The organism is Nitrospira sp. MA-1, from assembly GCA_032139905.1.
Lineage (GTDB): Bacteria > Nitrospirota > Nitrospiria > Nitrospirales > UBA8639 > Nitrospira_E.
Genome location: JAQJDB010000002.1, coordinates 150,527 through 167,704 on the forward strand (window position 1 = coordinate 150,527; position 17,178 = coordinate 167,704).

Genomic DNA, 17,178 nt, shown 5'->3' on the forward strand with positions numbered 1-17,178 from the left:
CTATGGGCTCTTTAGACGACACCATCTGTGCCGTGGCCACCCCTATGGGAGAAGGGGGTGTAGGAATTGTTCGGGTTAGTGGTGTTCGTGCCCTTCCGGTTGCCTCAAGCATTCTTCAATTGCGCTCTGGTAAGTCTCTTGAACAGATTAAGCCCTATCAGTTGTATTTGGGCCAATTTATTTGGAACCCTATTCAATCTTGGGGGGATGAGGGAAGAGCGATTCCCTCGGTATTGGATGAGGTCCTGGTTGTGACCATGCGAGCCCCCCGATCCTATACAGGAGAAGATGTCGTAGAAGTCCATGCACATGGAGGGCCGGTCATTGTGAATGCCATTTGCGAAGCCTTGACGCAGACTGGTGCCAGATTGGCAGAACCGGGTGAATTTACCAAGCGGGGCTTTTTGAATGGGCGGATGGATTTAACCCAAGCAGAGGGAGTCTTAGATACCATACGAGCAAATTCCCTTCAGAGTTTGAAGATCGCCCAGGAACACCTTCAGGGAAGGTTATCTCTGCTCATTCAACATCAACGGGACCGTCTCGTGAAACTCGTTGCCCACCTGGAAGCCGGAATGGATTTTGTGGATGATGATATCCAGTTTATTGACCAGAGCGAATTGAAACACGACACACAGGAGATCTTGGGAGAAATATTGCAGCTGTTGGAGTCCGCAGAGGAAGGCCGAATGATTCGTGAAGGTATTCGTACCGTCATTGTAGGACGACCCAATGTGGGAAAGTCCAGTTTGTTGAATGGCATACTGGGAACCAATCGAGCTATTGTGTCCCATATTCCTGGGACCACACGTGATGTTCTCGAAGAGGCCATCATGGTTGAAGGAGTCATGATACGTCTCTTCGATACTGCTGGATTACGAGAAACGACAGATGAGTTAGAGAATGAGGGAATGCATCGCGCTAATCAGGCCATTGAAGACGCGGATGTGTTGATTGTGTCATTTGACGGAAGTTTACCACCTAATGATAAAGATTTAAGTTTTATTGAAAAATATATACAAAAACCCTGTGTCATGGTTCTCAATAAAATCGACTTGCCGGCAAAATTTTCCATGAAGGAACTTCAGAGTATTGTCAACCAAAATAGAATAAGCTCTGAGGATGGTTTCGTGGGAGAAAAAAAATATGTTGAAGTATCGGCCTTAACCGGTGAAGGACTCGATAGATTAAAGAGAGCCATCAAGTCTTTGGCTGTGGGGCGCCAATTTGAAGCCAATGATTCAGTGCTCGTATCAAGACTGCGACATAAGACGCTTCTTCACAACGCGGGTGTGGCCTTGAAAAACGCCATTGTAGCCATAGATGATGGGCTTTCTGCCGAATGTGTGGCGTTAGAATTACGGATGGCACTGAATTCCCTTGGAGAAATTGTCGGTGCGATCACAAATGAAGATATTTTAGACAAAATTTTTCGAGAGTTTTGCATTGGGAAGTAAAAGGCATACCGGCCAATTTTTTCATAAAAAACAGAATACTAACTCATGAGTAGGGAATGTGACATTGTCGTCGTCGGAGGTGGCCATGCCGGGTGTGAGGCAGCCCTTGCAGCCGCCAGGATGGGGTGTAGGGTGGTGATGGTGACGATTGATTTAAAAAAAATCGCCACAATGCCATGCAATCCTGCCGTAGGAGGGATTGGGAAGGGCCATCTCGTTAAAGAAATTGATGCCCTCGGGGGAGAAATAGGATGGAATACCGACCAATCCGGCATTCAATTCCGTGTGCTCAATATGCGGAAGGGACCGGCCGTCCGCGCTACACGAGTCCAATGTGACAAACAAATTTACGCCAATAGAATGCAGGATACCGTAAGCAGGCAGGATAATTTGTCAATTATCCAAGGCACCGTTGATCGGATTCTTACGCAGGGCGGTGCCGTCAATGGTGTGATGACCAATAGCGGAGAAACAATTCTCACGAAAGCGGTTGTCCTGACTTCGGGAACCTTTCTGAAGGGACTCATGCATATTGGATTGAACCATCTTCCCGGCGGGCGAGCGGGCGAGCCTTCTGCGGAGAATCTATCGGATTGCATGAGAGACTTCGGTTTTGAAATTGGACGGCTAAAAACAGGAACCCCTCCGAGGATTGACCGGGATTCAATTGATTTCAACGTCATGATTCCGCAGCCTGGTGATGCGGTCCCTCGACCATTTTCCGTTCGAACCACTACCCTTCCCAACCCACAAATTCACTGCCACATTACCTATACGAATGATGAAACACATCGAATTATAAGGGAAAATCTTGATCGGTCTCCTATGTACTGCGGAATCATTGAATCAACTGGTCCACGATATTGTCCCTCTATTGAAGATAAAGTGGTCAGGTTTGCGGATAAAAACAGACATCAAATTTTCATGGAACCTGAAACTCTTGAGTCACGGTCATTTTATCCGAATGGAATTTCAACCAGTCTGCCGGTAGACGTCCAGCAGGCATTTGTCCGGACTATACCGGGTCTTGAACAGGCGGTTTTTCTCAGGCCCGGCTATGCGATTGAATACGATTACTTTCCGCCACGACAACTCCATGAAACCTTGGAAACGAAGCTCGTTAAGGGACTCTTTCATGCCGGGCAAATAAATGGGACTTCCGGCTATGAAGAAGCGGCCGCCCAGGGAATCATGGCCGGTATTAACGCTGCGCTTCAGGTGAAGAAAGACAGACCGCTAATTTTAGATAGATCTCAGGCCTATATCGGCGTATTAATTGATGATTTGATCACAAAAGATGCACGTGAGCCCTATAGAATGTTCACTTCAAGAGCTGAATATCGGCTTCTACTCAGAGAGGATAACGCCGATTTTCGTTTAATGGAGGAAGGTTATCGCATCGGGCTTGTATCTCAGGGTACGTTTGATACCTTTCAAGAAAAAAAGGGAAAGATCGAACGTGAGATAAACAGACTTCATGCCACGGCTCCTAAGTCATCGGGTTTGGTTCATGATGACATCATTCCAATGGAAAGTTTTGCACCAAACTCGTCACTTGCTCAACTGCTTCGAAGGCATGAGGTGTCATATCATCATTTGGCTCAATTCTTAAATGGAACAAAAGAGGATGATCCTGACGTAGTTGAGGCTGTTGAAATAACGATCAAATATGAGGGATATATTAAGCGGCAGGAACAGCTTATAGGGCAATTTAAAAAACTAGAGCATCGTCATGTCCCGGATGACTTTAATTATGATGATATCAAAGGATTTTCAAATGAAGTTGTTGAAAAACTAAAAAAAGTTCGCCCTTCATCCATTGGTCAGGCCTCACGAATTTCTGGAATGACTCCTGCCGCCATTTCACTTCTCCTTGTTGCGGTCGAAAAACATAAAAAGGCCAGCTAGTTCGGTATATTCATTCGTCAGTATCAGCATAAATCCGTTTTTTGGCAAATTCCATATTCATTAAGCCCAAAAACAATTTCTCACTTTAAGATTCATATAAGTAGGAATGTTCCACGTGGAACAAAGCGATCAATCATTTAATTTCATAGATCATTTCAATCGCGGGGCTCAGAAGCTTGGGCTTTCTTTCACCGAGGCAACACTTGGTAAATTTGGTTTGTATTATGATGAATTGTGTCGTTGGGACCGGTCGATTAATCTGACCGGTCTTCGTACGGACAGGGAGCGGACCATTTTGCTATTTGTTGATTCCTTGGCTGGACATTTGGCGCTGGGAAACAAAGCTGATGCAAAGATTGTTGATATTGGGACAGGAGGAGGGTTTCCGGGAATACCGCTCAAGCTGGCTTTGCCTGCTCTTGATGTTTTGTTAATGGAGCCCAGATCCAATAAGACGGCCTTCCTCCATTATATTATTGGAAAACTTGAGTTGCCAAAGACTTCCGTTCTCCAAGTTCGGTTGGAAGACTTTGATTCTATGGTGGTGGATGATGAAAAGTGTGATTTCGCCATATGTAAAGGGGTCAATGTAGACCATATTTTGCCGTATCTTAAGCACATTTTAAAAAAAACCGGGAAACTAGTTGTATTTCGATCCAAAAGTATTGACAATAATTCTCGGCTCGATGGCATGGAAGTGTTTGAAGAATTCTCCTATGAATTGCCGTTTGAGTATGGAAGTCGTGTCTTGTCGATTTTAAAATTTGCGCCATAATCTGGCCATTGCCATGTTCCACGTGGAACTATTCATAAGAATTTTTATGGAATTATCTTGAAACAGACCATTGCCATTGCCAATCAGAAGGGCGGAGTGGGAAAAACTACTACGTCCATCAACCTTTGCGCGGCTTTGGCCATATCTGGAAAATCTGTCCTATTGATTGATTTGGACCCACAGGCCAATGCGACCAGTGGGTTGTCCATTGAGCCTCAAGGCGTGACAATTTATGAATGTTTAATGGAAAGACGTTTGATTGAGAAGGTAATATTACCTACTGACATAAGCGGACTGAGTGTCGTAGCCTCAAAGGGCGATTTGGTCGGAGCGGAAATCGAACTAACAAATCTCCCTGATCGGCAAACTATTCTGAAAAGTGTGTTGGACGGAATTCTGGATTATGATTTTATTATCATCGATTGTCCGCCCGCCTTCGGACTCTTGACGATTAATGCTCTTGTCGCAGCATCTGGCCTGATTATTCCGGTGCAGTGCGAGTATTATGCAATGGAAGGATTAGGTCGGTTATTGGGAAATGTCGAAAGGATTCGGGAGTCATTTAACACGAATCTGGAGATTCAAGGCATTGTGTTGACGATGTATGATTCAAGAATTAATCTTTCGCGGCAGGTGCAAGATGAAATTCGAGGGTTTTTTGGAGAGAAAGTCTTTCGGACTGTTATCCCAAGGAATGTGGCATTGGCTGAAGCGCCCAGCCATGGGAAGCCGGTTCTGTCCTATAATGCCGCGTCTAGTGGAGCTAAGGCATATCTTGACCTCGCCAAGGAGATTTTGAGGAATGGAAAAGAAAGCATTAGGTAAAGGGCTTCAGGCCCTGCTTCCAGAAAAAAAGACTCTTGTCTGGAAAGTGGAGCAGGATGGTCAGGCAGTATCCATGGTTCCACTTGACCAGATTCTCCCGAACCGGTACCAGCCCCGAACCACATTTTTTGAGGCAGAATTAGATGAATTAGCCCAATCCGTCAAAGAGCATGGCGTACTGCAGCCAATTGTCGTCAGGAGAAAAGGCGATGGCATGTACGAACTGATTGCCGGAGAACGCCGGTTTCGAGCGGCGAAAATTGCCGGATTGTCTACCATTCCTGTCCTGGTGAGAAATTCCAACGACGAGAAGGCTTTAGCGATCGCGTTGGTAGAAAATATCCAGCGTGAGAATCTCAATCCTATGGAGGAAGCCAAAGCCTATTCACGGCTAATGGGGGAATTTGGCTTGACTCAGGATCTGGTTTCCCGCTCCGTAGGAAAGGATCGCTCCTCCATCGCGAATATTATCAGGCTGCTCTCGCTGCCTAAAGATGTTCAGGAGTATATTGAGACGGGGGCCATCAGTTTAGGCCACGCGAAGGTCTTGGCAGGTCTTCCAACTCCGGCAGCACAACTCCAGCTTGCCCGCAAAATTGTTTCCGAGCAACTCTCGGTTCGGCAAATTGAGCAGATGATTGCCGTGCACAAAAAAGGCAAATTCGCCAAATCGAAGAAAGAGGAACCCAATAGATTTCGTAACCTGGAGGAGCAATTTCGAAAACGATTGGGAACTAAAGTGCAGGTGAAGTCCGGAAACAGGGGAGGACAGGTCATCATCCATTATTTTTCCGATGATGAGCTGGATCGGATTACTTCACTGGTTTTGGAATAGAATTTGAATGTACTAGCGGAATGGCTTCTGTGTCAGAAGGCCTCTCCTGATAGGGGTGAAGGATCATGCTGATGGAAAATGGTGGAGTTATTTTTAATGGGTACCTAGCCAGGTATGAAGGAATTGGAGCGCACAGTTATCGAGGAGGGAGGGGCTCATGTTTTTCAACAAAAAGGAAGAAAACGGTCAGGATGCGGCAGAAATGAGTCAAGGTGAGCAGAAGGAACCAGCTGTGGTTGACGGTCCGGTGGTCTCAGGCAGCCAGCCTGAATCAGGTGATATCATTGCCTTTGTTGGTGAAGAGGTGACCTTCAAGGGAACCATTCGGTATCAGGGAACGGTTCGGGTGGATGGCCGCCTGGAGGGTGAAATATATACCGATGGTAATTTAATTATTGGGCAAAAAGCGGTCATCGCTGCCAAAATTCATGCTGGAACCATTATGTGTCAGGGACAATTGACGGGGGATGTTGAGGCCAAGCATCGAGTTAAATTGTTAGCCCCAGCAGTTTTTGTAGGTAAAATTACTGCCCCTCTTTTGTCGATGGATGAGGGGGTTTTGTTTAATGGCACCTGCAATATGCCCCAAAAAAATGAGCGAAAAGGCAAAGAGACCAAACTTGTAATTTCGGTAGAAGAAGCGGTGAAGGTGAAATAAAGCCAGGCAGTCTTCTGCAAAAAATAGGCGGCTGGTTTCCAGGTGGTCATGGAGATCCCAGCCTGCTACCTGATGGCTCTTTACTGGATGAGAGGAGAAACGATGTATGTGGGGTGAAAAAGACAAGAAAAAGGACTTGGGCTTTGGCCAGGAATTTTATACATTTTTGGGTAAGGGTGTCGACTTTAAAGGTAAAGCTCAATTTGAGGGAACAGTGCGGGTAGATGGAAACTTTGAAGGTGAAATCACGATTGATGATACCCTCATCATAGGTGAAAGTGCCGTTATCAAAGGGACCATCACAGGCGGGACCATTGTGAACAGTGGCCGGATTGAGGGTGTCATCACCGCAAAATCAAAAATCCAACTTCTGAAGCCGGCGGTTCTCATTGGTGATGTTCATGCTCCTATTTTTGCCATGGAAGAAGGCGTGTATTTCCAAGGCGAGTGCGATATGGGTTCGGCTCCGAAATTAGAGGCACCTATCGACAATAAAGGTATCCCGAATGGACAGGGCAAGACGATTCCCAAGGTAGAGCAAAAAATAGAAAAAAAATTAGAAACAGAGCCGTTGAGTCGCTAATGCCATTCTCAGTTTCCAAAAGGGTTGTCTTGGGAATGAGCGGAGGCGTGGATAGCTCCGTTGCAGCCAAACTATTAAAGCAGCAGGGCCACGAAGTTATCGGGGTCACATTGAAGGTCTGGGAGGAAGAGGATGAGTCCTCCGTTTCCAAACGTTGGGAGGAGCGAGGATGCTGTAAGGTGGGAATGGCCAGGCATGTGGCAGAACTATTGGGGATCTCTCACCAGGTCATCGATACCCGCGAACGCTTTCAGAAGGGAGTCATAGATGACTTCATTGGGGGTTATATTGAAGGAACCACACCTAATCCCTGTGTTCGGTGTAATGAACGAGTGAAATTTGGAGGTCTCTTCCAGGTGGCGGATGATCTTGGAGCTGACTTTATTGCGACCGGCCACTATGCCAATATCAGACACGATGAAGCAGGGACCCCTTTCCTGGTTCGTGGGCAGGATGTCAAAAAAGACCAATCTTATTTTCTCTATCGTATACCACCCAGTTGGCTCTCAAAAATGATGTTCCCTTTAGGGGAAATGGAAAAACCTGACGTCTGGAAGGAAGCGGAGGCCATGGGCCTGCCAGTGGACGAACTCAAAGAAAGCCAGGAAATTTGCTTTGTGACGCAAGGTGATTACCGTCAATTCCTCAAGCAGCATGCACCTCAGGCTTCAATTCCTGGTACTTTCGTGGATGGGAAGGGTAAGGAGCTAGGGCAGCATCAAGGCGTCGCGTTTTATACGCCAGGGCAACGAAAAGGTTTGGGTATTTCCGGAGGAAGCCGGTTGTATGTACAGCGCGTGGAACCGGAAAAAAATATGGTGGTTTTGGGTCCTGCCGAGGATTTAGATAGCAGAGAATGTCTGGTTTCAGATTTGAATATTTTCTCCCAGGAGACATTGAGAAATACTCCAAAAATTGATGTGAAATTTCGTTATAGTTCTCCTCCCGTCTCAGCTATTCACCGATGGGCAGGCTCCACCTCGATGACAATAATGTTTGATTCACCTGTTCGGGCTTTAAGCCCCGGCCAGTCAGCCGTATTTTATCTGGGTGATCGTGTATTGGGAGGAGGAATCATTCAAGGGCCAACTCACAAAAAAGGCATTCAGATGTGCGAGGAGCCCATCCCCGTTGAGTCACTCCCACGTTAATACGGAATTAGTTAAAAAATCCCTTTACATCCGCTCTTTGCGGTTGACAGCCTTTATCACTCATGCTACTTTCACCCGCTTAGCACACGCCCAGTTCCGTTCAACCCGTGGCTGCCTGGAATTTCTGTAAACTGTGAATAAAAGCACCATTGGGCGCCGATATGCATCGGCGCTTTTCCAACTGCTCGATAAATCGGGTGTTGAGCCCGCACGAAGTGCCTTAAGCGCATTGCAACAGGGCTTGGAGGAAACCCCTGCCTTGAAGCATGTCCTCGCTTCACCTGTCTTTAATTTTGAGGAAAAACAGGCCGTTCTGAATGAATTGAGCCGACGGATGGAAGCCCCTCCAGTCATGCGGGATTTCCTCACTCAACTGTTGAAAAAGAATCGGGCTATGTTGCTCCCTGAAATTTCAGAGGCGTTTGCGGATTTGGCATCTCAACAACAGGGAGTTCAGCAAGTCTGTGTGGGCTCGGCCAAACCATTACAAGCGGCCGAGAAAGAACAGATCAAGCAAAACTTGTCTCAATCGCTGCACCATGGGGTGGAAGTGGCTTTTGAGGTGGATCCCCATTTTATTGCGGGATTGAGAATACAAATTGGCAGCCTGGTATTTGATAATACGGTGTCTGGCCGACTAGCCGGTATGCACGATCAGTTGACGAAGGGATAATCCATGCAGATCAAAGCAGAAGAAATCAGCTCCATCATTAAGGAAAAAATAAAAGGATTCGAGCAACGGGTTGACGTCAAAGAAATGGGTTACGTCATCCAGGTAGGTGATAATATTGCCAAGGTCTATGGCCTGGAAGGGGCGATGGCAGGGGAGTTGTTGGAATTTCCTGGTGGAGTATACGGGGTGGCATTGAACCTGGAAGAAGATAGTGTGGGAGCGGTCCTGTTGGGTGAAGATGTGGGGATTCGCGAAGGTGATCCGGTGAAGCGCACCGGGCGAATTGCTGAGGTCCCTGTTGGGGAGGCGCTGGTCGGTCGCGTGGTCGATGCCATTGGGAAGCCCATTGATGGAAAGGGACCGATCAATACCACGGAAACACGCCTTATCGAAGTTCGGGCACCTGGTGTAGTTGATCGGCAATCAGTCGGAGAACCACTTCAAACTGGGCTCAAGGCCATTGATGCCATGATTCCTGTCGGGCGAGGCCAACGGGAGCTAATTATTGGAGACCGTCAGACTGGGAAAACAGCCATTGCCGTTGACACCATCATCAATCAAAAAGGTCTGGGTGTTTTTTGTTTTTATGTGGCTATCGGGCAAAAACGATCGACGGTAGCTCGAGTGGTGAAAACCTTGGAAGACCATGGAGCCATGGAGTACACCACGGTGGTGTCTGCCACAGCCAGCGATTCGGCTTCGCTACAATTTTTTGCACCGTATGCCGGTGTCACCATGGCGGAATATTTCCGTGACAACGGGAAGCATGCGCTTATTGTATATGACGATTTGTCCAAGCATGCGACTGCCTATCGCCAGCTTTCCCTTCTCCTTCGACGTCCACCAGGCCGTGAAGCCTATCCGGGTGATGTGTTCTTTTTGCATTCCCGCTTATTAGAGCGGGCAGCCAAGATGAGTGATGAAAAAGGCGCAGGCAGTTTGACGGCATTGCCGATTATTGAAACGCAGGCAGGTGACGTCTCTGCCTATATTCCCACGAATGTAATTTCTATTACCGATGGGCAGATCTATCTAGCTGCCGACTTGTTCTATTCAGGTATTCGGCCAGCGATTAACGTTGGGTTGTCAGTATCCCGCGTGGGTGGTTCGGCCCAGATTAAAACGATGAAACAAGTTGCAGGGACGCTCAGGCTTGACTTGGCCCAATATCGTGAAATGGCGGCCTTTTCGCAATTTGGAAGTGAATTGGACAAAGCCACCCAAGCCCAATTGGCCAGGGGTGCACGCATGGTAGAGTTGCTTAAACAGGATCAGTACAAACCCCTGCCTGTGGCAGATCAGGTTTTGTCAATTTTTGCGGGAGTGAATGGGTTTCTTGATAATGTTCCTGTGAATAAAATCAGGGAATTTGAACAAAGCCTTTTAGCCTTCATTAAAGAAAAGTATCCCAATATCAGGGAAGAGGTTGTGACCAAAAAGAAAATTGATGAGGAATTTGGGGGTAAGTTAAAAAACATCGTTTCAGAATTTAAACAGTCCAAAGGCTACGATCAAGCGGGGTAAAGTTATTTGCTATGCCGAGTCTTCAAAGTCTTCGACAGAAAATTTCTTCTATTAAATACACTCAGAAAATAACTAATGCCGTGAACATGTATATTGTGGGAGGCTCAGAGTCCTCTAAATAATTCGAAGGTTGATCCTGGCCGGGCACGGGACTCCGTGTGCCGTTCACCAATCTTTTTCAACCAAGGAGTCTATGGTGGGTACGGATCTCGGAATTGGAAAAGTCATTCAAGTCATTGGACCGGTGGTGGACGTTGAGTTTCCGCCAGGAAAACTTCCAAATATTTTTAATGCCATAACGATCACCAATAATTCAGGAGATCAGAGCGGACAGCCGGATAAGGTCACATTGGAAGTAGCCCAACACCTAGGGGAAAACCGTGTGCGGGCGGTCGCCATGTCCTCAACGGATGGACTGGTCAGGGGTTTGGAGGTAAGGGATACCGGTGCCGCTATTTCTGTTCCCGTAGGCAAGGAAACTCTGGGACGAGTGGTTAATGTCTTGGGAGATCCCGTTGATGGCTTCGGCGAAGTCAAAACGCAAAAACGGTGGTCTATTCATCGTCCGGCTCCTGCATTAGAGGACCAGGAAACCAAAACAGAAATATTGGAAACCGGAATTAAAGTCATCGACCTGTTGGAGCCATATGCCAAAGGGGGAAAGGTCGGCCTGTTCGGTGGTGCCGGTGTGGGTAAAACCGTCATCATTATGGAACTTATCAATAACATCGCTCTCCACCATGGCGGGTTTTCAGTTTTTGCCGGAGTTGGTGAGCGGACCCGTGAGGGCAATGATCTCTGGCATGAAATGCAGGATTCTAAGGTCATTGATCCCCATGATTTCACCAAATCAAAAGCCGCTTTGGTTTATGGTCAGATGAATGAGCCACCCGGAGCGCGTCTCCGGGTGGGTCTCACCGGACTGACCATCGCGGAATATTTTCGTGATGAGGAGCATCAGGACGTGCTCCTTTTTGTCGACAACATTTTCCGATTTACTCAAGCAGGATCAGAGGTTTCGGCCTTGCTCGGTCGAATGCCATCAGCCGTGGGCTATCAACCGACGCTGGGTACGGAGATGGGGACCTTGCAAGAACGGATCACGTCGACCAAGAAGGGATCTATCACGTCCGTTCAAGCGATTTATGTGCCGGCCGATGACCTGACTGACCCCGCCCCGGCTACGGCATTTGCCCATTTGGATGCCACCACGGTGTTGTCCCGGCAACTGGCGGAGTTGGGCATCTATCCTGCGGTCGATCCTTTGGACTCCACTTCCAGAATTTTAGATCCCCATATTTTGGGTGAGGAACATTACCAGGTGGTGCAACGGGTACAAGGCACCTTGCAGCGGTATAAAGATCTCCAGGATATTATCGCGATTTTAGGTATGGACGAATTGTCGGAAGACGACAAACAATTAGTGGCGAGGGCCAGAAAACTCCAACGGTTTCTCTCTCAACCGTTCCATGTGGCCGAAGCCTTTACGGGATCCCCTGGGAAATACGTCAAGCTCGTTGATTCGGTTCGAAGCTTCAAAGAAATTGTGGATGGTAAATATGATCATTTACCAGAGCAGGCCTTCTATATGGTTGGACCGATTGAAGAGGCCATTGAAAAAGCGGAAAAGCTTGGATATAAAAAATAATGGCTGATTCTGCTGCAACAGAGTCCTCAGGGAAGATCCTTTTGGAGGTAGTCACACCGGAGCACCGCTTGCTCAGTAAGGAAGTCGACTATGTGTCGGCTCCCGGAAGCGAAGGCGATTTCGGGGTGCTTCCTGGCCATTGTCATTTTCTGACCACTTTGCGGATTGGCGAGCTTCATTACCGTGTGGGTGAACAGACCGAATATATGTCTGTACTTTGGGGATTTGCGGAAGTCACGCCGACAAAGGTGACGATTCTGGCAGAAATCGCCGAAAAAGCAGAGGATATTAATGTGGAACGCGCCGAGGATGCCGTTCGAAAAGCAGAGGAGCGTCTGGAGCGAGGTGGTTTGCCATCGGAAGTAGAAGAAGCTCGGGTCAGTTTGGAAAAAGCCCGTCTTCGACAAAAGATTGCCGGCCGCCGCCAACAGGGCGGTTCCCGCCTGTTATAGAGTTTTTGACCACCCCGTTCGTTTTTACCTGCCATGCCGCATGTCGCTACGCGGACGGAGTTCATCGTCACCGCAGGCGAATCGCCCAAGCGCCTCGATCATTTTCTTGCCAACCGCGAACCATATTTTTCCCGGACAGCTCTCCAACGATTAATTGAGGACGGCCATATTACCGTCGGTGGTCAGGTTGTGAAACCCAGCCACAAGGTTAGGCCTGGTGATTGCGTTGTGCTGGTCGTACCACGTCCAGAGCCCGTGGAAATTAATCCTGAACCTATTCCCCTTGTCATCCTGTATGAGGATGAATTCCTGTTGGTTCTCAATAAACCTGCAGGCCTTGTCGTTCATCCGGCACCAGGCCATTGGACTGGGACCTTAGTGAATGCGCTCCTGCATCACATGAAAAGCGGTGAAGGGCATCTCTCATCAATTGGAGGGAAGGAGCGTCCGGGGCTGGTTCATCGTCTGGACAAAGAAACGACAGGTATCTTAGTCGTGGCGAAAAATGATCAGGCTCACAGATTATTGGCAGGACAATTTAAAGCCCATTCCATCACTCGAGTTTATGAAGCGATTGTGTGGGGAGGACCAAAGACACGGGAAGGCCGGATTGAGTTGTCGATCGGACGGGATACCAAAGACCGAAAAACTTTTTCCGCACGCACAACCAACCCCAAGGAATCGTTGACCAGTTTCAGGGTAAGGGAGCGATTTGGGTCAGCGGCCGCCCATGTGGAGTTATTCCCTGGTACAGGACGCACGCATCAGCTACGAGTTCACCTCAAGGCTATCGGATGTCCGATCCTGGGTGATCAAACCTATGGTGGGAAAAAAGTTATGTTTGTAGAAGGGATGGCCATTCCCCGGGTGATGTTACATGCCAAGGTTCTCGGCTTCGTGCATCCTGTTTCTAATAAAATGGTGACATTTGCAGCAGAGTTGCCGAAAGATATGGCGACGGTACTGAATGCCTTGAAGGGCAAGGAAGACCTACTGCTGTCTTGACAAGCAACCAAGCGATTGGAGTAGATTTGAACCTATGAAAAACGAGGCCAAGCTGGAACCTGGGCAGGTAGTTGACACCTTAGGAGAACTGATTGCTGGTCTAGCGGCTTTTGCTGCCAAGGTACCGGCCAAGTCCATGCTGGCATTGTCTGCTGGAATTCGTCCGACTCCGGAGGCAGTCGATGCCTATGAAACCACGGTCTATCGATTTCGTGACCGAGTTGGACTGACGTACAAAACTCTCCCACCGTTGTTTGTCGATTCCTTAGAAGCCTTTGAGGCGGGGAAAGTATTTGACGCCGTTCCTCCCCTGTTACAATGCGTCGAACAGTTGGTGGAATTGCACAATCAGGAAACTATTAAATTCACTCCACCTCAACAGCAACGTCTTCGTGATTATCATCGCCGATTAGAAAAACTCGTCCCGGAAGCCACCCAATCCGAAGTCGATCTCCCCACCCCTGAATCGTATTAATCATGACATTGGGGAATAGTCGCAGAGAAATTCCCTGTGAGATCAAACGGAACGATCTCCCGTTTTCTTTGCTTTAACTCCACCCTTCCTTCATTCCACAAATTGGTAATCGAATCTCTATCCCCGCCACAAATGATATGCATTCTGGCCGGAAGTCAGCAGGGATTACAAAAAATTGGAGAGGGGCAAAATTTATAGTTATCAGGTGAGTTCAAGAAGGGCTTAAGTGAGAGCCGGACATGGAGGTTTTTATTTACACCGAGGGAAGATAGTCGGTAACGTCTTTTTTTTTAACAGGGCGGTTTCTCCAAGTGCAACATTCTTTGAAAAGGGATAAGCCTGATATTGCAATGGCCTTAGTGACTGGGAGAACCTAGAAAGAGATTATGGTCGTGGGGACAGTCCAATAGCTCTTGGCCAATGGTAAACCCTCATAGGTTACGAACCGCCTGATAGAAAAAGCTATGAACTCCCTGTTGCACTTGGAGTTAGAACCTAAGCAGGAAAATTAATTCAAGTTTGCAGGAGTAAGCAACTGAAGATTCGTGCGGAGGATAAGCTGGTTTCCGCTCGAAGAGGGGGGTCTAATTACTCGCCAGTTTCTTCCTTTAACTCGTAACCCTTCCCCAATCAATGTCAGGTGGTAATGTGCATCCTTATCAAACACCATTACCAGGTACAGATTGCAAAGAAATGTCTTGAACCCTAAGTGATAGGAACGAAAGACCGACAAACTCAATTCTTTGGCAACCTGTTTATTAAACTGCCCTCGCACATGAAACATGATGGTGTCGTGGGCCAGTTGTTCGGTACGTATCATGTGATTCCTGACTTTTGGAAAATTTGCAAAGATTTCTTACTCAAGCCTATTTCAACCCAACAGGAGCTTCTGCGACTATTCCCCAGACGGATGGGCCAAACTGGTCAAATTTACTAGTTGATCAAATCACTTTAGTGGATGGAAAGAAACCGAAACAGCTAGAGGAACCCTGAAGAGATGACAGCCTGGTTGACGGGGACCTTGGCGGGATGTATAAAGTCAGCTCCTTATGCGTCCGTAGCTCAATTGGATAGAGCATCGGCCTTCGGAGCCGAGGGTTGGGGGTTCAAGTCCCTCCGGGCGCACCATTTAAATTTCCTCTGTTGACTTGATGATTTAATACCACCACTCGTAGGTTACAACACGTAAACGTGATTTTTAGAGTTATTCACGTATTAATTAGGGACTGTCAATTTTCCTTTTGTATTAATTCCCTCCGGCTGCTTCATGGCAGAACTTCAATAGGGGCAAACATAAAAGTATTGTTGCCCAATCACCATTCCCAAGTTGATGCCGATGCCCTGATTCAAAGAAATGAGTGGTTCAAATAGCCGATTGGGTTAACAACCTCGGAGGTTTTTTTGTAGGGTGTTCCCGCTAAATTAGTGGGAAATGACCATCATGGGCAACGAAATCTCTCTTTTATTCTGATGAATACCTCCTGGGGTGCCTTCCTTGAGCGCCCTGCTATCCATATTCCTCTTCTTCTAGTCATTGGTTTTCTGGCGTTTAGTTACAATGCCTCGATTTCTCTGTTTGGGGAAACAGAGGGTTTGTATGCCATTGTCACCCACACCATGATGGCGGCGGAGGATTATGTGCATCTGTGGCTGCGGGGGGAACCGTATTTTAATAAACCGCCTCTTTTCTTTTGGCTTCAGGCGGGATTTATTCATGGGTTGGGATGGAGTGAGGCGGCGTTACGGTTACCATCGATTGTTTCCAGTATGGGAACAATGATCACGACCTATTTCTTGGGCCGGTTGTTATTTTCAGGAATGGCAGGATTTTGGGGCGCACTGGTCTGCGCGACCTGTTATGCGGGCTTGTGGTTTGGTCCCTTGGCCATTATTGATCCTGTGTTAACGTTTTGTATGACGGTGGGGATGTATGCCTGGGCCCGCGCGTATTTTCAGGAGTCGTCTCAAGGGTGGTATGTCGTCGGTTTTGTGGCTTTGGCTTTGGGCTCGATGGTCAAAACGTTACATGCCTTAGCCCTACCGATTTTGGTGGTGGGAATATTCTTATGGTTGCGCCGGGACAGGCGGGTGTTTCGTGAACCGTATTTTTGGGTGGGAGTCGTCTTGAGTGGTTTGTTGCTGGGCGTCTATTACCTGTTGCTTGGCCAGGAATTCAGACAACATTTTTTCTTTGAAGAAAATCTCAAACGCATGATCACCGTCTCGGGAGATCAAAAACATTCTGCGTGGGAGGCCTATTGGGGGAAACGTCCCATTTTTTGGTATGGACTGGTAATCTGGTTCGATGCCTTCCCCTGGTCGGCCTTATTTCCTGTGGGCCTTTTTCTCATCTGGAAACGTCGACCATGGCTTGAGTCGCCAAAAGAATTGTGGGTCTTTCTTTGGGTGGTGGTATATTTTGTGGCGTTGAGTCTGGCTCCTGAAAAACATGAACGGTATCTCATGCCTCTCCTGCCAGCATTCGGTTTATTGGTAGGGTATGTGTATCATCGATTGCTATATGAAACGTCAGCATCAGATGGATGGGGCCCGTTGAGGGGCATGTTAGGATGTTTGGGTATTGTTTTTGTTGTTGCAGTAATTCTCGGACCTATCCTGATACAAAAAAAATGGCATGTTCCGTTGGACATCATTCCTCTGGCGCTTAGACTGGGATTAGGTATCTTAGGCCTGATGATGATTGGCCTGGCCATGAAGAATTATCTGCGAATGGGTCTGGTGGGTGTTGGGGTGTTGGGCATAGCCCTTATGGTGACAGTAACAGGGTTTATTATCCCAGGTATTCAGGCGGAAGGTTCTCCCAGGCTGGCCTTTGACGAAAATCAACGGCGTCTGAATAATCAGACCGACCCTATATTGGTGTTTCAGTCATGGGATTGGCGAGAGGATGAAGATGAATTTTATTGGGACTATCTCCACGGTTATTCACGAATTGTGGGAAAGGGTCTTGGAGATTTCCTGGCGCTTGAAGAACTGAAAAGGGATGTTCAACAATCTACCCGTATGGTGATGATGACGAAAGACCAGTATCAACGAGTTATTTCCGGTGATCCCAATTTGAATGCCATCGTGTTGTTTGAGTTCTACCGATCAAAAAAGAACATTGTGCTCCTTTCCCTCGATTGGAGAACACAGCTGGCGGATTCTTTGGAACCCCAGAAGCAATGAATGCCAAAAAGATTGCCAAC

General features: G+C 47.6%; 16 protein-coding genes and 1 tRNA gene. 16 read left to right on the forward strand and 1 reads right to left on the reverse strand.

From position 1 onward, the window contains the following. Window positions 1-2: 2 nt before the first annotated feature. The 14 genes from mnmE (at window position 3) to PJI16_01560 (ending at window position 13,969) form a co-directional block, all read left to right on the forward strand. Entirely contained in the window at window positions 3-1,457 is a 1,455-nt protein-coding gene (gene mnmE, locus PJI16_01495) for a tRNA uridine-5-carboxymethylaminomethyl(34) synthesis GTPase MnmE (protein MDT3776233.1), read from the forward strand. A gap of 45 nt (window positions 1,458-1,502) precedes the next feature. Then, window positions 1,503-3,365: a tRNA uridine-5-carboxymethylaminomethyl(34) synthesis enzyme MnmG gene (mnmG, locus tag PJI16_01500; GenBank protein ID MDT3776234.1), complete on the forward strand. Its 1,863-nt coding sequence runs from the start codon at window positions 1,503-1,505 to the stop codon at window positions 3,363-3,365. A gap of 115 nt (window positions 3,366-3,480) precedes the next feature. Next, window positions 3,481-4,140, forward strand: a complete 660-nt coding sequence (gene rsmG, locus PJI16_01505; GenBank protein ID MDT3776235.1) for a 16S rRNA (guanine(527)-N(7))-methyltransferase RsmG — start codon at window positions 3,481-3,483, stop codon at window positions 4,138-4,140. 57 nt (window positions 4,141-4,197) lie between these two features. Beyond that, on the forward strand, window positions 4,198-4,965 hold the full coding sequence (locus tag PJI16_01510; GenBank protein MDT3776236.1) for a ParA family protein: 768 nt from the start codon (window positions 4,198-4,200) through the stop codon (window positions 4,963-4,965). Beyond that, the gene (locus PJI16_01515; GenBank protein ID MDT3776237.1) at window positions 4,943-5,800 is read left to right on the forward strand and encodes a ParB/RepB/Spo0J family partition protein; all 858 of its coding nucleotides are present in this window, start codon (window positions 4,943-4,945) and stop codon (window positions 5,798-5,800) included. Before PJI16_01510 ends, PJI16_01515 begins: the two co-directional genes overlap by 23 nt. A 157-nt stretch (window positions 5,801-5,957) precedes the next feature. After that, on the forward strand, window positions 5,958-6,458 hold the full coding sequence (locus tag PJI16_01520) for a polymer-forming cytoskeletal protein (GenBank protein ID MDT3776238.1): 501 nt from the start codon (window positions 5,958-5,960) through the stop codon (window positions 6,456-6,458). A 106-nt stretch (window positions 6,459-6,564) separates the two neighbouring features. Further along, on the forward strand, window positions 6,565-7,041 hold the full coding sequence (locus tag PJI16_01525; GenBank protein MDT3776239.1) for a polymer-forming cytoskeletal protein: 477 nt from the start codon (window positions 6,565-6,567) through the stop codon (window positions 7,039-7,041). Continuing rightward, entirely contained in the window at window positions 7,041-8,192 is a 1,152-nt protein-coding gene (mnmA, locus tag PJI16_01530) for a tRNA 2-thiouridine(34) synthase MnmA (GenBank protein ID MDT3776240.1), read from the forward strand. The genes PJI16_01525 and mnmA overlap by 1 nt, the downstream gene beginning before the upstream one ends. 133 nt (window positions 8,193-8,325) lie before the next feature. Further along, entirely contained in the window at window positions 8,326-8,865 is a 540-nt protein-coding gene (atpH, locus tag PJI16_01535) for an ATP synthase F1 subunit delta (GenBank protein MDT3776241.1), read from the forward strand. A gap of 3 nt (window positions 8,866-8,868) precedes the next feature. Then, on the forward strand, window positions 8,869-10,389 hold the full coding sequence (gene atpA / locus PJI16_01540; GenBank protein MDT3776242.1) for a F0F1 ATP synthase subunit alpha: 1,521 nt from the start codon (window positions 8,869-8,871) through the stop codon (window positions 10,387-10,389). Between the two features lie 193 nt (window positions 10,390-10,582). Next, window positions 10,583-12,037: a F0F1 ATP synthase subunit beta gene (gene atpD, locus PJI16_01545; protein ID MDT3776243.1), complete on the forward strand. Its 1,455-nt coding sequence runs from the start codon at window positions 10,583-10,585 to the stop codon at window positions 12,035-12,037. Further along, window positions 12,037-12,489 carry a F0F1 ATP synthase subunit epsilon gene (locus tag PJI16_01550; GenBank protein MDT3776244.1) on the forward strand — a complete coding sequence of 151 codons (453 nt, stop codon included), beginning with the start codon at window positions 12,037-12,039 and terminating at the stop codon, window positions 12,487-12,489. Before atpD ends, PJI16_01550 begins: the two co-directional genes overlap by 1 nt. 33 nt (window positions 12,490-12,522) lie before the next feature. Next, a complete protein-coding gene (locus PJI16_01555) occupies window positions 12,523-13,494 on the forward strand; it encodes an RluA family pseudouridine synthase (GenBank protein ID MDT3776245.1) in 972 nt (323 codons plus the stop codon). A gap of 34 nt (window positions 13,495-13,528) precedes the next feature. Continuing rightward, window positions 13,529-13,969, forward strand: coding sequence for a hypothetical protein (locus PJI16_01560; protein MDT3776246.1), 441 nt, complete (start codon window positions 13,529-13,531; stop codon window positions 13,967-13,969). Between the two features lie 508 nt (window positions 13,970-14,477). On the opposite strand, the gene PJI16_01565 is transcribed toward PJI16_01560, so the two are convergent. Beyond that, the gene (locus PJI16_01565) at window positions 14,478-14,789 is read right to left on the reverse strand and encodes a hypothetical protein (GenBank protein ID MDT3776247.1); all 312 of its coding nucleotides are present in this window, start codon (window positions 14,787-14,789) and stop codon (window positions 14,478-14,480) included. 231 nt (window positions 14,790-15,020) lie between these two features. On the opposite strand from PJI16_01565, the gene PJI16_01570 reads away from it, so the two are divergent. Together PJI16_01570 and PJI16_01575 are read left to right on the forward strand one after the other, a co-directional pair. Next, window positions 15,021-15,097: transfer RNA gene (locus PJI16_01570), tRNA-Arg, on the forward strand. Between the two features lie 297 nt (window positions 15,098-15,394). Further along, window positions 15,395-17,158, forward strand: a complete 1,764-nt coding sequence (locus PJI16_01575) for a glycosyltransferase family 39 protein (GenBank protein ID MDT3776248.1) — start codon at window positions 15,395-15,397, stop codon at window positions 17,156-17,158. Window positions 17,159-17,178 lie beyond the last annotated feature (20 nt).